Here is a 13,088-nt window from a genome sequence, read left to right as displayed (position 1 = left end):
TGTGGCATGTTACATAACGCTACTAACAATTAAATCTACGGAAAGAAGAGACTATTCAAATGAATAAGACTGAACTTGTTGCAAAAATGGCTGAATCTGCAGAACTGACTAAAGCTGAAGCCGCGCGTGCATTAAAATCTTTTGAAGAAACTGTTGCAGAAGCAATGAAGAATGGAGACAAGATCTCTATCGTTGGTTTTGGTTCTTTTGAAACTACACAACGCGCAGCCCGTACAGGTCGTAACCCACAGACTGGTAAAGAAATCCAGATCCCTGCGGCTACAGTACCTAAGTTTAAAGCAGGTAAGACGCTTAAAGATAGCGTTAACTAAATCACTGTTTCTACAGTTGATAACTAAACCTCCCATACGGAGGTTTTTTTATATCTGTTAATTCTGCCCTATCTCGGTGCTCATTGCCCTAGTTTGAATCAATTCACTTTCCCCTCAAGCTCAATAACATTGTAAGCAACTGTTTTAATTAAAAGTTATTTTTGGCTCAGAGTTTGCTACTTAATTAGTCACTATAAAAAGCAGTAAATATTGCAATAAGGGGAATGAGATGAACAAGCAACTAATCAAAACCACAGCTATTTTACTTACATCAATGTTAGCAGGTACCGCCCATGCTGCAGTTGAAGCCAATATAGGCGTGACCTCAAACTACCTATGGCGCGGCGTGACCCAAACGGATGATGCGGCCGCAGTACAAGGTGGTATCGACTACAGTCACGAGTCAGGCTTTTATGCGGGTACTTGGGCTTCTAATGTCGATTTTGGTGACAATACGAGTTACGAGCTTGATGTCTACGCGGGTTTTGCTGGCAGCTTTGGCGATAGCTTTGAGTATGATCTCTATTATCTTTACTACGCCTATCCAGATGCTGACGACAGTATCGATTTAGGCGAAGTCACAGCAGCTCTCAGCTGGAAGTGGATTGCAGTCAGTTACTCACACTTAGTCAATGCCGGGAGTGATGTCGCCAGCGAGCCACTCGATAATAAAGATATGAGTTATTTGCAAACCACACTAACTTACCCTATCTCTGATACGCTTTCTGTTAGTGCCCATTATGGCTATTCTAGCGGTGATGTAGTGACAGCTTGGTATGGTCGTGATGATTATGCTGATTACTCCTTGTCACTCAGTAAAGATACCGATTTGGGCAGCGTATCTTTCACCGTCAGTGACACAGATCTGAAAAATGATGATGCCAAGATTTTACTCGGCTACAGCTATAGTTTTTCATTATAAGTTCCTAAAAAATTGGCTATTTGTCCTATGAATCAGGATAAATAGCCAAACCCTTCCCACACGTTTTTTTGTTGCATAGTTTCACTAAATTACTAAAAAACATCATAAACAATAAAAAATGAACGATAAATGTAATTTTGTTACATAGATCGCATATTTTTAAATCACTTCCTGCTAAATTCCAAATTAAGCGCTCCCTAATAGGCTTAATTAAGTAAGTCACCGGGCGCAGACATTGTTTAGTTATTAACCGATGGTATCAAAGTATTTCCTTTTAACGCTAAGTAAGCGATTCGGAACATGGATACCTAGCTAAGAGGAATTCGTGATGGCTCAGACTTTTGATTTGGTGCCCAACGATGTAGAAATGGAGGCGTATACAGCGCCTAAAACTCAGCAAGCTGCTGACGAGTTAGCACACAAGAAAGCCGTTAAAAAACGTCTTGAAGCATACCTTGAACAAGCGCAATTGAAGCGTGATTTAAGCGAAGATGACTTCTGGGCATAACCCAAAGTACGTGCTAGCAAATATTTGACAAGCATCAGCTTACTCAGATAAATAAAAAAAGCTCCTGACATCATATGCAGGAGCTTTTTTAGTTTTATAAACAGCAAGCGAACTTAACTCTTTTGCGTCTTCGCATCGGCCTCACGCTTGTTTAAGAAGTATTCTCGGGTCAACGCAAACACCACTGGGCTTAATAGTGCTAAGGCAATTAAGTTTGGAATAGCCATCATGGCATTCAGCGTATCAGCCAGTAACCAAATAAACTCAAGTGAGCTCACCGCACCGAGTGGCACCACTAAGGTCCAAATCACTCTAAAAGGCTTAATCGCCTTAACCCCAAACAAGAACTGCACACACTTTTCACAGTAAAAGCTCCAGCCCAGAATCGTCGTAAACGCAAATACCGTCAGCGCTATTGCCACTACATAATTACCTAACGGGAAGGCATGTGAAAAAGCAAACGAAGTTAATGCCGCACCATTTTCTCCCGAAGTCCATGCACCAGAGACGATAATCGCTAGGCCTGTAATGCTACAAACGATTAAGGTATCGATAAAAGTACCTAGCATCGCCACTAGACCTTGAGCCACAGGGTTATTGGTCTGCGCTGCAGCATGTGCAATTGGCGCACTACCAAGACCTGCTTCGTTAGAGAACACACCACGTGCAACACCAAAACGAATTGCCGCCCAAACCGCTGCGCCAGCAAAACCGCCTTGCGCCGCAACAGGGTTAAATGCGCTATGCAAAATCAACTCAATTGCTGCTGGAATTTCTGCTGCGTAAACCACTAATACTGCAATACCCGCAGCAATATAAAATACCGTCATCATAGGGACTAGCTTACCGGCCACATCAGCAATACGCTTAATACCGCCCATAAGCACAGCACCAACCAGCACCATTAACACTACACCTGTAACCCAGTTGGGCACGCCAAAATTACTGCTAAGCGCATCAGCAACAGAGTTAGCCTGCACGGTATTACCAATACCAAAACCTGCCAAAGAGCCAAATAGCGCAAATGCGGTCCCGAGCCAAGCCCACTTAGAACCAAGACCATTTTTAATGTAATACATTGGTCCACCAACGTGGTTACCATTGTCATCAACTTCACGGTACTTAACTGCAAGTACTGCCTCGGCGAACTTAGTCGCCATGCCCACCAACGCAGTACACCACATCCAAAACAGTGCACCAGGACCACCAATAAAAATCGCCGTAGCAACACCAGCAATATTACCGGTACCAATAGTGGCAGACAGTGATGTCATTAAGGCATTAAAAGGGCTAATTTCCCCTTTCATGTTTTTATCTTTATCAGGGATCCTGCCAGACCATAGTAATTTAAAGCCGGTGCCCAATTTCACAATTGGCATTAAACGTAATCCGACAGTGAGAAATAAGCCCACTCCCAAGATCATAACCAACATAGGTGTTCCCCAAACCACCCCATTGATCATGCTTACAAAATTCGTAATAGCTTCCATTCAAACCTCGTCGATACAGATAATTTTTCGTTATTATTTATATTTATACTTATATTTATAATCATGTATTTAGGGCTTTTTGATCTGTCATTGGCTTGCAAGATCAAAAGGTCCTATCTAAGTCAGCGGTTAGCTCATCGAGCTAAAAACACTCAAACTTAGCAAACAGAGTACAACGAATTGTTAACCTTTGGAAAGGCTAGAAAACAAACTAAAGTAGGCAGATGAAAAGTTGTCATGGCGTTTGTAGCGCCATGACAATTATGACAGCAGGCTTTCAGCAAAGTTAATTTTGCTGCGTGCGCAACTTAGCTAACAGGGTGGCGCGGAAGTTTAAAAGAAATGATAAAGGTCAGAAATAACATGCCCGCCGATATAAACAAACAAGCCGCGAGTCCCGCTTGTTGATATACCCAACCTGACAGTATGGTACCAATTAATCGGCCCATGGCATTCGCCATATAGTAAAAGCCAATATCTAATGACACACCATCATCACCAGCGTAGCTCACGATTAAGTAGCTATGCAGCGAGGAGTTAATGGCAAACACCGCGCCAAATACCATTAGCCCGACAATCAAGGCAACCTCTGGTGCAACCCACCCCGTAAACATGACTAACGCTAACGCCGCAGTAACAGCGGTAAGCACACCAACCCAGAGTGTCGCAACCTTGCCGTCTGGAGCACTTTTACGCGAGGTTATCTTTGGCGCCACTGATTGCACTATGCCGTAAGCGATAACCCATAGCGCTAAAAATGCGCCAACACTGCTATGCTCCCAGCCAAGCTGGCTAGCTAAAAATACTGGCAAAGCAATCACAAACCAAACATCTCTGGCTGCAAATAAGAATAATCGCGCCGCCGAAAGGATATTCACTTTCTGGCTTTTAGAAAATATCTCAGTGAATTTTGGCTTAGATTTAGCTTTGCCTAAATCGGCTTTTAAACTAAAAATACTGCAGATCCACACCAACAACAAAGCCGCGGCCATAATCGCAACCGCACCAGTAAAACCTGCAATTGATAGTAATAGCCCTCCTAAGAAAAAGCCCGCACCTTTTAAGGCATTTTTAGAGCCGGTAAGCATGGCCACCCAGCGATAAAGCTTATCTTCAGCATCTTTAGGTACTAAGGTTTTAATCGCACTTTTGGCACTCATTTTATTAAGATCTTTAGCGATCCCTGATAGTGCCTGCGCCGCCATCACCCAAGGGACGGTAAGTATCGCGCTTGGTAGCAACAGCATCGAAAGCGCAAGGATCTGTAATCCTAGGCCTATGTTCATGGTTCGGTTAAGGCCTAGTCGTGCTCCAAGCCAGCCGCCGACTAAATTAGTGATCACGCCAAAGATCTCATAGAACAAAAACAACATGGCAATGGCTAACGGTTGATAACCTAAGTCGTAAAAGTGCAGCACTACCAACATGCGCAGCGCGCCGTCAGTAAGAGTGAATGCCCAGTAGTTCCCTGTAACGATTAAATACTGCTTAATACTATCAGGCAATGAACGAAGTTTTGTTAGCACGGCTTATTCTCTATATAAAAATATTAAAATAACGGATGCAATGCCCCCTCAAATAGGGCCCCCGTAACAATCAACTACTACTTAATGCTATCCGGCAATGAACGAAGTTTTGTTAGCACGATCAAACCAACTAAACCAATTACTTACGATTTTAAAATTAGAGCGTTTAGAGCAATGCCCTCTCAAATAGCTCCCCGTAACAATCAACTACTGCTTAATACTCTGAGGCAATGAACGAAGTTTTGTTAGCACGATCAAACCACCTAAACCAATTACTTACGATTTTAAAATTAGAGCATTTAGAGCAATGCCCCCTCAAATAGGGCCCCCGTAACAATCAACTACTGCTTAATACTCTCAGGCAATAAACGAAGTTTTGTTAGCACGATCAAACCAACTAAACCAATTACTTACGATTTTGCTATACAGGATAAGAGGAGATAGCTTAGTCACGACTAGAACGCTATCTCCCAGCTTGCACCGTATTGGCTTTTGTTATTTTTTCTAGGATCTAGAACCTGCTCTTCCTAGGACCTTCTATTTAAGCCTGATCCATCTTACCTACCATAATGGCAAGCTCGGCAGTACGGTTAGCATAGCCCCACTCGTTGTCGTACCAAACATACAACTTCACTTGTGTGCCGTTAACAACCATAGTCGAAGGTGCATCGATAATACTGGAGCGCGGATCGGTTTTATAATCAACCGACACCAATGGGCGCTCTTCATAACCTAAAATGCCTTTTAACTCGCCCTCAGCAGCTTCACGTAGCAATTGATTCACCTCTGCTTCCGTAGTATCACGATGTAGCTCAAACACGCAGTCGGTAATCGAGGCATTCGCCAGCGGCACACGCACTGCATGGCCATTTAGCTTGCCTTTTAGCTCAGGAAAAATATGGGTAATCGCCGTTGCGCTACCAGTCGTTGTTGGGATCAAACTTAAGCCACAGGCACGGGCACGACGTAGATCTTTATGCGGCGCATCAAGGATCGTCTGGGTATTGGTGATGTCATGGATAGTGGTCATTGAACCGTGCTTGATACCGATCTTCTCGTGGATCACTTTTACCACAGGTGCCAAACAGTTAGTGGTGCAAGAAGCTGCCGTCACGATCGGGTGAATCGCCTTATCATAAAGATCGTGATTCACGCCCATCACGACATTAAGCACCCCGTCTTCTTTTACTGGCGCGGTAACAACGACTCTTTTAACACCTTGATCTAAGTAAGCTTGCAGTAAGGCTTTGGTTTTCATCACGCCAGAAGCTTCAATCACCACATCGCAGCTAGACCAATCAGTCTCTGCGATCGCTTTATTGCGCGTAGTGGTAATACGCTGACTTCCAATTACGATATCAGAGCCGTCTGCCGTTGCTTCTTCTGACCAACGACCATGTACTGAGTCAAAGGTTAATAGGTGTGCTAATGTATTTGCATCACCGGCTGGATCGTTGATCTGTACAAATTCAACATCGCTATTATGCCAAGCCGATCTTAATGCTAAACGCCCCATTCTACCGAAGCCATTGATACCAATTTTGATTGTCATAATTATCTCTCAACCTAATTTTAAAGGATGTAAATAAACTCTGTTATTCAACCAGCTCGCAGCGTTATGACCCGAGCTGATTGCTTAGCTCTTAATTAACTGCTTGCTTCGTCTTCGGCAAACAGATGACGACTGCGGTTAGCGATCGCCACCAATGACAACATTACCGGTACTTCAACTAACACACCGACTACAGTGGCAAGCGCCGCACCTGAGTGCAGACCAAACAATGAAATAGCTACTGCTACCGCTAGTTCAAAAAAGTTAGATGTGGCAATCATGCAAGCTGGTGCAGCCACTTTATGAGTCAGTTTCATTTTCTTAGCAGCATAAAATGCAATGAAGAAAATACCGTAGGTCTGGATTAGTAACGGGATCGCTATCAAAGCGATATTTTGCGGCTGAGCAATAATGGTTTCTGCTTGAAAGCCAAATAACAGCACCACAGTGGCCAATAAGCCCACCATAGACCAAGGCTTTAGCTTAGCAACAAATACATTTATCTGAGTCTCATCGCCCTTTTTCTGTAATAAGTGGCGAGTAACCGCACCTGCAACCAGTGGCAGAACAACGTATAAGCCCACAGAAGATAACAAGGTGGCCCAAGGTACCTGAATGTCGCTAACACCTAGCAGTAAAGCGGTAATTGGCGCAAAAGCGACGACCATAATTAAGTCGTTGACCGACACTTGCACTAAGGTGTAATTCGGATCGCCCTTGGTAAGTTGGCTCCAGACAAAGACCATTGCAGTACAAGGTGCAACGCCAAGCAAGATCATACCGGCGATATATTCACTGGCCGTGGCAGGGTCAACTAAATCAACAAAGAAAACCCTGAAGAATAACCAACCTAATGCCGCCATTGTAAAAGGCTTAATTAACCAATTAAGCACTAAAGTCAGCACTAAGCCTTTGGGGCTTTTACCCACATCTTTGACTGCTGAAAAGTCAATTTGCACCATCATTGGATAGATCATTACCCAGATCAGTACAGCTATCACTAGGTTAACGTGGGCGTATTCGAGCCCAGCAACCACCGCAAACGTATCTGGAGATAAATTACCCAGAAACACACCAGCGAGGATGGCTAAGCCCACCCACACACTTAAATAACGTTCGAAAATACCCATAATCTTTGGCCTATTACAATGATGGTGGCACTCAGTTACAACATGAGTGCTTAGCAGTTAGCAGCAGTTTTTAACTCTTTCAGGACGGTCACCCATCTGCTGTAAGTTAGTTAAATTTTCGCTAATAAGATTGGCCTGCTCCTTAGCCAAAGTTTGCATAATCTCACTAGCCCAACTAGGCAACTGTGGATTAATGCAGTAAAAAATCCACTGACCCTGGCGTCTATCAACCAGCAAACCTAGTTTGCGCAATTGCGCTAAATGGCGTGAGATCTTTGGTTGGATCTCGTCAAGGGCCGTCATTAGCTCACAAACACACAGTTCTGACTCAGCCTGGATCAGCAATAAACTGCGTAGTCGTGTGTCATCGGCCAGCGCCTTAAAAAACGTTAAAGGTGTCATCTCAATTTCTCGATATATTAAATGTACGAAATATCGTATATACGAAAAATAATATATATGATTTTTCGTATGTTCAAGTGTTAATTTAATTTTCTAAGTAAAAGATCCCATTGCTCATAACAAGGATCCTAGCCAAACATTTAAGATCCAATTACTTATGGCCTTTAATGCCAATCAGAATAAAATTATCAAACCTAAATTTTAGCCAATAAAAAAGGCTTCCCGAAGGAAGCCTTTATCTGCATTTAACTATCAGCATGAAGCTACTTAGTTACCAGCGATCTTCATCTTATCCATTAAGATCCCACCAGTACGAATTGATGAACGCAGATCTCTATCTTTAGCCACAGCAACGATATTCTTGTACATATCTTTAAGATTACCGGCGATGGTGATCTCTTCTACTGGGTACAAAATCACACCATTTTCAACATAGAAACCCGCTGCACCACGAGAGTAATCACCAGTTACAGTGTTAACGCCTTGGCCCATTACTTCAGTCACAATCAAGCCAGTGCCCATCTCTTTAACTAACTGATCAAAGGTTTGCCCTGTTGTAGATAGCGTCCAGTTATAAATTCCGCCCGCATGACCAGTATTAGCGATGCCAAGTTTACGTGCAGAATAGCTGGTTGTTAAATACGTCGCCAAACGACCATTATCGATAATGTCACGCGCTTGAGTCGCGACACCTTCACTGTCGTAAGCCGCACTTGCCAATGCACCTACAAGTAATGGATCTTCATGGATGCTGAACCAGTCTGGGAAAACCTGAGTGTCAATCGCATCCAGTAGGAAGCTCGACTTACGATACAGGCTACCACCACTGATCGCACCGACTAAATGACCCATTAAACCGGTAGCAATTTCAGGCGAAAACAGCACAGGTAGCTGAGTTGTGGCGATCTTACGTCCACCGAGTCGACCCGCTGTTTTCTCTGCCGCTTTACGACCAATTAACTCTGGTGCACACATCTCATTAAATTTACGCGCAACGGTATAGTCATAGTCACGTTGCATACCGCCTTCGTGCTCACCAATTGCGACGCAACTAAGGCTGTAACGAGAACTACAAAAACCATTTAAGAAACCATGGCTATTACCATAAACCTTAACACTAGTGTGGGCATTCGCACTGGCACCATCAGAGGTTTGTACACGTTTGTCAGTATCTAGCGCCGCTTCTTCAGCTAATATAGCAAGGCGAGTTAACTCTTCTGGCGAGATGTCTTGTGGGTGATACAGGTCAAGATCAGGAAACTGAGTCGCCATCAATGATTTGTCTGCCAGACCATTAAATTCATCGGCAGAGGTAAAGCGCGCAATATCATCAGCCGCTTTAACTGCGAGTTCAATAGCGGCCTTGCTTAAATCAGAAGTCGATGAACTACCTTTGCAGCCATCCCTGAAAACGGTAATACCTAAGGCACCATCTTTGTTAAATTCAACAGTTTCAACTTCTTTCATTCGAGTTGAAACTGACAAGCCTTGCTGCTTGCTAATGGCTACTTCGGCACCAGAAGTGCCCAATGTTTTTGCGTATTCCAGCGCCATTGACACAGCGTCTTTCAAGGAATCCAATTCAATATCAATGCTAGGTGAAGACACAGCTCTACTCTTTAATTGTCGGCAATGGCGTTAGCATAACAAACCCAAATGCCAATCACATTAAATAATCCCGCTATAGCAAGCATAAGGACTTTAGCAATTGCTAGAAAAATAACCGCTAAACAAGCGCTAAAACTCATAAGAAAGCGTGCTAGGGTCAAAAATAGGAAAGGAAATAACCAAGTTTAGATGTTATTATTAGCACAGAATTTGTAAGAGATTGTAGATATGAAGATTGTCGGTGACTCAGAACACTTCCACCAGCCTTATGACAAAGATGACAACTACGAAAGTAGAGCGGACGCTAAACGCGAAATCGCCATCTATCAAGAATATGGCAATAGATTAGTAGCACTTAGTAAGAGCCAAGTAGAAAAGCTAAATCTTGACGAAACGCTTTACGATAATGTCTTGAAAGCTAAAACAATCAAGATTAATACCGAAGCGCACCGTCGTCATATTCAGTACATTGGCAAGCTAATGCGTTACGTAGATCTCGAAGAACTTGAGGTCGCGATTAAGAACGTACTGAACCAAAACAGTAATGAAAGTGCTAAAACTAACGTTGCAGATAAGACTCGCGATCAGTTAATTGCTGAAGGCGACTCTGCTGTACAAGCGCTTATTGAGCAGCACCCTGAATTTGACAGACAAAAGCTACGTCAGTTAGTCCGTCAAACTAAAAAAGAGCTTTCTAAAAATGCTGATATTGAAGCGTCTAAGACAGCTAAAGAATTAAGTAAATATTTACGTAACGAGATCAAAGATTAATCGTTACATATATAGACATCAACGCTATATAACTACACAATAGCTCCCTAAGTCTTTAACAGGCTTAGGGAGCTTTTTTATGGCTATTAATCAGCCATTCTATGGTTCTTTTCTCAAATCCTGTACAAATTTGTAGCACAAGGAATATGCACATGCGCCTGCCCTCAAAATTGGCTAGCCTGCCTTTATCTTTATTTTTATTTTTATTTTGTCTATCAATATTAGGTGGCTGTAATGGCGCATCAGATGACAACAGTGATACCGACAACGGCGGCACTTATAGCCTGTCGTTAAGCTATAAAACTGTTGTTGATGGAAAATGTGCAGAGCCAACTAACTCACTCAGCTTTGACGCCAATGGTACTTTTTGTGCTGTTGCTCACCTTAAGCAAGACAACAGCAATCGCAGTGGCAAGATAATCAACTTTGCAACAACGTTTGGTGAGCTATCAGTCACCGATAAACTAACGAATTCAAATGGCCAAGCTGAAGTTATTGTGAGTAACTCTTCTGGTGCAGAAGGCGCAGGAACCTTAACCGCAAGTTTTTCTGAAGGCGAAAACAACGCTAGTGCGACTCGCAATTTTGAATTCACTGCGACCACTTCTCCGTCAGAGCCTAAATTCACTTTAAATAGCGCTATTATCAACGGCACAACTGTCGTTACCCAGTTTAAAGCAGAAGAAACCGTACAGCTACAGGCAACCTTTTTAGATGAACAAGGCCAAGGCGTCGCGGGTAAAATGGCGACCTTTACAGCCGGTAACGCCAGTTTAAATCCAAGTTCAGCACTAACCAAAGACAATGGTATTGCTCAAGTTAGCTATACCGCTAGCGAAACCGAACTTGGCGCAGCAAACTTTTCCGTGACCCTAGAAAGTGATGGTAAAACCTACCAAAGCTCTGGCTTATATGAAGTACTAGCTAAAGATGCAGTTAGCGACGATGGCGTGATTGTTATCGGTCACTTTTCAACAGATGGTAGCTTTACTGAAAACCTACTTGCAACCACCTTACCTGATGACAAAACCGTTAGCGCAGGCGGTACATTTGGCGTCACTGCGGACTTAGCCACCAAGAATGATGATGGCACCTATACTCGCTTGCAAACACCAACCAGCGTGAGCTTCAGCTCTAGCTGCGTGCTTAGCAACGATGCGAGCATCGACTCACCAGTCACTACCCTTTCAGGTACAGCAAGCTCGACATTCCAAAACACTAGCTGCAGTGGTAATAGTCAACGCGATGACCAAATTACAGCGTCTGTGGTTGCTGGTAACCAAACCGTTTCAGCGACCTTAGATTTTTCACTCGCAAGCCAAACTTTAGCGAATTTAAGCTTTGTGTCAGCGGAGCCAACTTCAATCCGCATTAAAGGTGCTGGCGGTACAGGTTCAAGTGAGTCATCTCTAATCACCTTTAAAGTGGCCGATGCCAATGGTCAACCGATTGCTCAGCAAACGGTTGATTTTTCGCTTGATACTACCGTGGGCGGCATCACATTCGCCAATGACAGCATTACTAGCAGCAATACTAGTAACTCGGCAGGTCTTGTTAGCGCGACCGTACTGTCAGGCACGATGCCAACGCCGGTGCGCGTATTAGCAACTGCGACAAACAGCGATGGCGAGTCAGTAACCACCCAGTCTGAACAGCTAACAATCAATACAGGTTTACCACAACAACTAGGTTTTAGCTTATCGAGCAGCTTATTTAATCCTGAAGCAGGCAACCACAATGGTGAAAAAGTCTCTATTACGGCTTATGCTTCAGACAGTTTTGGTAACCCGGCGCCAGATGACACCACCATAAACTTCACCTCAGAAGGTGGTCAAATTCAGCCTAGTTGTGTAACGGTTGCAGGCACTTGCAGCGTTGAGTGGACAGCTGCGAATCCGCGCGTACCCGATCACCGCATCACTGTTTTAGCTTACGCTTTAGGCCATGAGACCTTCTTCGATACTAACGGTAATAACATCTTTGATAACAAGGTCACCGATCCAGTTAAGCTTGATGACGGAGGTAAGATTGTCGAAGCGTGTTTAGACGCTGATGGTAAAGCAAAAGTCTGCTCAGGTAACGGTATGGATATCGATACTTATCATTCGGAAGGCTTTATCGATCTAAGCGATGCCTATCGTGATGACAACGAAAGTGGCACATATGACAAAGGTGAGCCTTACTTTAATACAGCTTCCAGCTCTGAGTTTATCTGTTTAGATGAATCAACTGATGCTACCTGTGGCGATAACAAATTTAATGGTCCTCAATGCCAAACATCTGATTATGAAAATGGTTTATGTGGCAAAGTGGAAGAGCAAGCCAATAAAACCTACATCCGTAAAGCGCTTATCATGACAATGTCAGGCTCTACTGCGCATTTTGAAATCCATCAAGATGGCAAACTTATCTATACCGATGGCCAGCAAGAAATCACCACAGTAGCTATCCCAGCAGGAGGCTTTTCAATTTTTGATGTGCGCTTCTTCGATAGCGCCAACCAAATCATGCCTGCTGGCACAAACTTGACCACCACAGCAAGTAAAGGTGAGCTTGATGCTGACCCTTATGAAGTGCAAAACCGCAATAGCCATGGTGGCAGTAGTACAAGCTTTGTATTGACCAATGATATTGACCCGACCAGTACTGATGAACCAACTAAAACTAGCTTAGTCTCACTAAAAGTTGAAACACCGAAAGCGATAAAATCAGGCATTTCATTTAGCGTGGAGCTATCAGCCCCACAACCTTAATTGCTATTGCTAAAGCGATTGAGTCGCTAAAAAATAAAAAGCCCGTGTTCAACATAATGAACACGGGCTTTTTAATGTTTATCTACCGAGATTT

General features: G+C 43.5%; 11 protein-coding genes. 5 read left to right on the top strand and 6 right to left on the bottom strand.

Translation table 11 applies throughout. The features are described 5' to 3' along the window. The first annotated feature begins 59 nt into the window (after positions 1–59). From L2747_RS10825 to L2747_RS10815, 3 genes are all read left to right on the top strand, one after another. Positions 60–332, top strand: coding sequence for an HU family DNA-binding protein (locus tag L2747_RS10825; protein WP_012156924.1), 273 nt, complete (start codon positions 60–62; stop codon positions 330–332). A 229-nt stretch (positions 333–561) separates the two neighbouring features. Continuing rightward, positions 562–1,254 (top strand): TorF family putative porin, encoded by a 693-nt coding sequence (locus tag L2747_RS10820; protein ID WP_283107260.1) that lies wholly within the window; start codon positions 562–564, stop codon positions 1,252–1,254. Between the two features lie 328 nt (positions 1,255–1,582). Next, complete coding sequence (locus L2747_RS10815) at positions 1,583–1,762, top strand: PA3496 family putative envelope integrity protein (RefSeq protein ID WP_220778764.1); 180 nt, start codon at positions 1,583–1,585, stop codon at positions 1,760–1,762. Positions 1,763–1,875: 113 nt separating this feature from the next. Here the strand turns inward: L2747_RS10815 and L2747_RS10810 are convergent, their stop codons facing one another. From L2747_RS10810 to pmbA, 6 genes are all read right to left on the bottom strand, one after another. Further along, on the bottom strand, positions 1,876–3,252 hold the full coding sequence (locus L2747_RS10810) for an alanine/glycine:cation symporter family protein (protein WP_220778772.1): 1,377 nt from the start codon (positions 3,250–3,252) through the stop codon (positions 1,876–1,878). Between the two features lie 308 nt (positions 3,253–3,560). After that, positions 3,561–4,778: an organoarsenical effux MFS transporter ArsJ gene (gene arsJ, locus L2747_RS10805; protein ID WP_248999046.1), complete on the bottom strand. Its 1,218-nt coding sequence runs from the start codon at positions 4,776–4,778 to the stop codon at positions 3,561–3,563. Positions 4,779–5,319: 541 nt separating this feature from the next. Further along, positions 5,320–6,330: an ArsJ-associated glyceraldehyde-3-phosphate dehydrogenase gene (locus L2747_RS10800; RefSeq protein ID WP_248999045.1), complete on the bottom strand. Its 1,011-nt coding sequence runs from the start codon at positions 6,328–6,330 to the stop codon at positions 5,320–5,322. A gap of 95 nt (positions 6,331–6,425) precedes the next feature. Next, the gene (arsB, locus tag L2747_RS10795; RefSeq protein ID WP_248999044.1) at positions 6,426–7,460 is read right to left on the bottom strand and encodes an ACR3 family arsenite efflux transporter; all 1,035 of its coding nucleotides are present in this window, start codon (positions 7,458–7,460) and stop codon (positions 6,426–6,428) included. Positions 7,461–7,517: 57 nt separating this feature from the next. Further along, on the bottom strand, positions 7,518–7,862 hold the full coding sequence (locus L2747_RS10790) for a metalloregulator ArsR/SmtB family transcription factor (RefSeq protein ID WP_248999043.1): 345 nt from the start codon (positions 7,860–7,862) through the stop codon (positions 7,518–7,520). Between the two features lie 267 nt (positions 7,863–8,129). Continuing rightward, positions 8,130–9,470 (bottom strand): metalloprotease PmbA, encoded by a 1,341-nt coding sequence (gene pmbA, locus L2747_RS10785; protein WP_248999042.1) that lies wholly within the window; start codon positions 9,468–9,470, stop codon positions 8,130–8,132. Positions 9,471–9,698: 228 nt separating this feature from the next. Here pmbA and yjgA point away from each other — a divergent pair, with 228 nt between their 5' ends. Together yjgA and L2747_RS10775 are read left to right on the top strand one after the other, a co-directional pair. Further along, positions 9,699–10,241 (top strand): ribosome biogenesis factor YjgA, encoded by a 543-nt coding sequence (gene yjgA, locus L2747_RS10780; protein ID WP_248999041.1) that lies wholly within the window; start codon positions 9,699–9,701, stop codon positions 10,239–10,241. A gap of 152 nt (positions 10,242–10,393) precedes the next feature. Further along, complete coding sequence (locus L2747_RS10775) at positions 10,394–12,994, top strand: Ig-like domain-containing protein (protein WP_248999040.1); 2,601 nt, start codon at positions 10,394–10,396, stop codon at positions 12,992–12,994. The last annotated feature ends 94 nt before the right edge of the window (positions 12,995–13,088 follow it).

It is taken from the genome of Shewanella marinintestina (genome assembly GCF_023283845.1).
Lineage (GTDB): Bacteria > Pseudomonadota > Gammaproteobacteria > Enterobacterales > Shewanellaceae > Shewanella > Shewanella marinintestina.
The sequence above is the reverse complement of the archived record's forward strand: the minus strand, read 5'-3'. Positions and strand labels throughout refer to the sequence as shown.

What these genes read in the sequence shown, in the direction of transcription:
- L2747_RS10800 (WP_248999045.1), bottom strand. Translation starts at nt 6,330, where the DNA reads ATGACAATCAAAATTGGTATCAATGGCTTCGGTAGAATGGGGCGTTTA.
- yjgA (WP_248999041.1), top strand. Translation starts at nt 9,699, where the DNA reads ATGAAGATTGTCGGTGACTCAGAACACTTCCACCAGCCTTATGACAAA.
- L2747_RS10790 (WP_248999043.1), bottom strand. Translation starts at nt 7,862, where the DNA reads ATGACACCTTTAACGTTTTTTAAGGCGCTGGCCGATGACACACGACTA.
- L2747_RS10815 (WP_220778764.1), top strand. Translation starts at nt 1,583, where the DNA reads ATGGCTCAGACTTTTGATTTGGTGCCCAACGATGTAGAAATGGAGGCG.
- L2747_RS10820 (WP_283107260.1), top strand. Translation starts at nt 562, where the DNA reads ATGAACAAGCAACTAATCAAAACCACAGCTATTTTACTTACATCAATG.
- L2747_RS10810 (WP_220778772.1), bottom strand. Translation starts at nt 3,252, where the DNA reads ATGGAAGCTATTACGAATTTTGTAAGCATGATCAATGGGGTGGTTTGG.
- L2747_RS10825 (WP_012156924.1), top strand. Translation starts at nt 60, where the DNA reads ATGAATAAGACTGAACTTGTTGCAAAAATGGCTGAATCTGCAGAACTG.
- arsB (WP_248999044.1), bottom strand. Translation starts at nt 7,460, where the DNA reads ATGGGTATTTTCGAACGTTATTTAAGTGTGTGGGTGGGCTTAGCCATC.
- L2747_RS10775 (WP_248999040.1), top strand. Translation starts at nt 10,394, where the DNA reads ATGCGCCTGCCCTCAAAATTGGCTAGCCTGCCTTTATCTTTATTTTTA.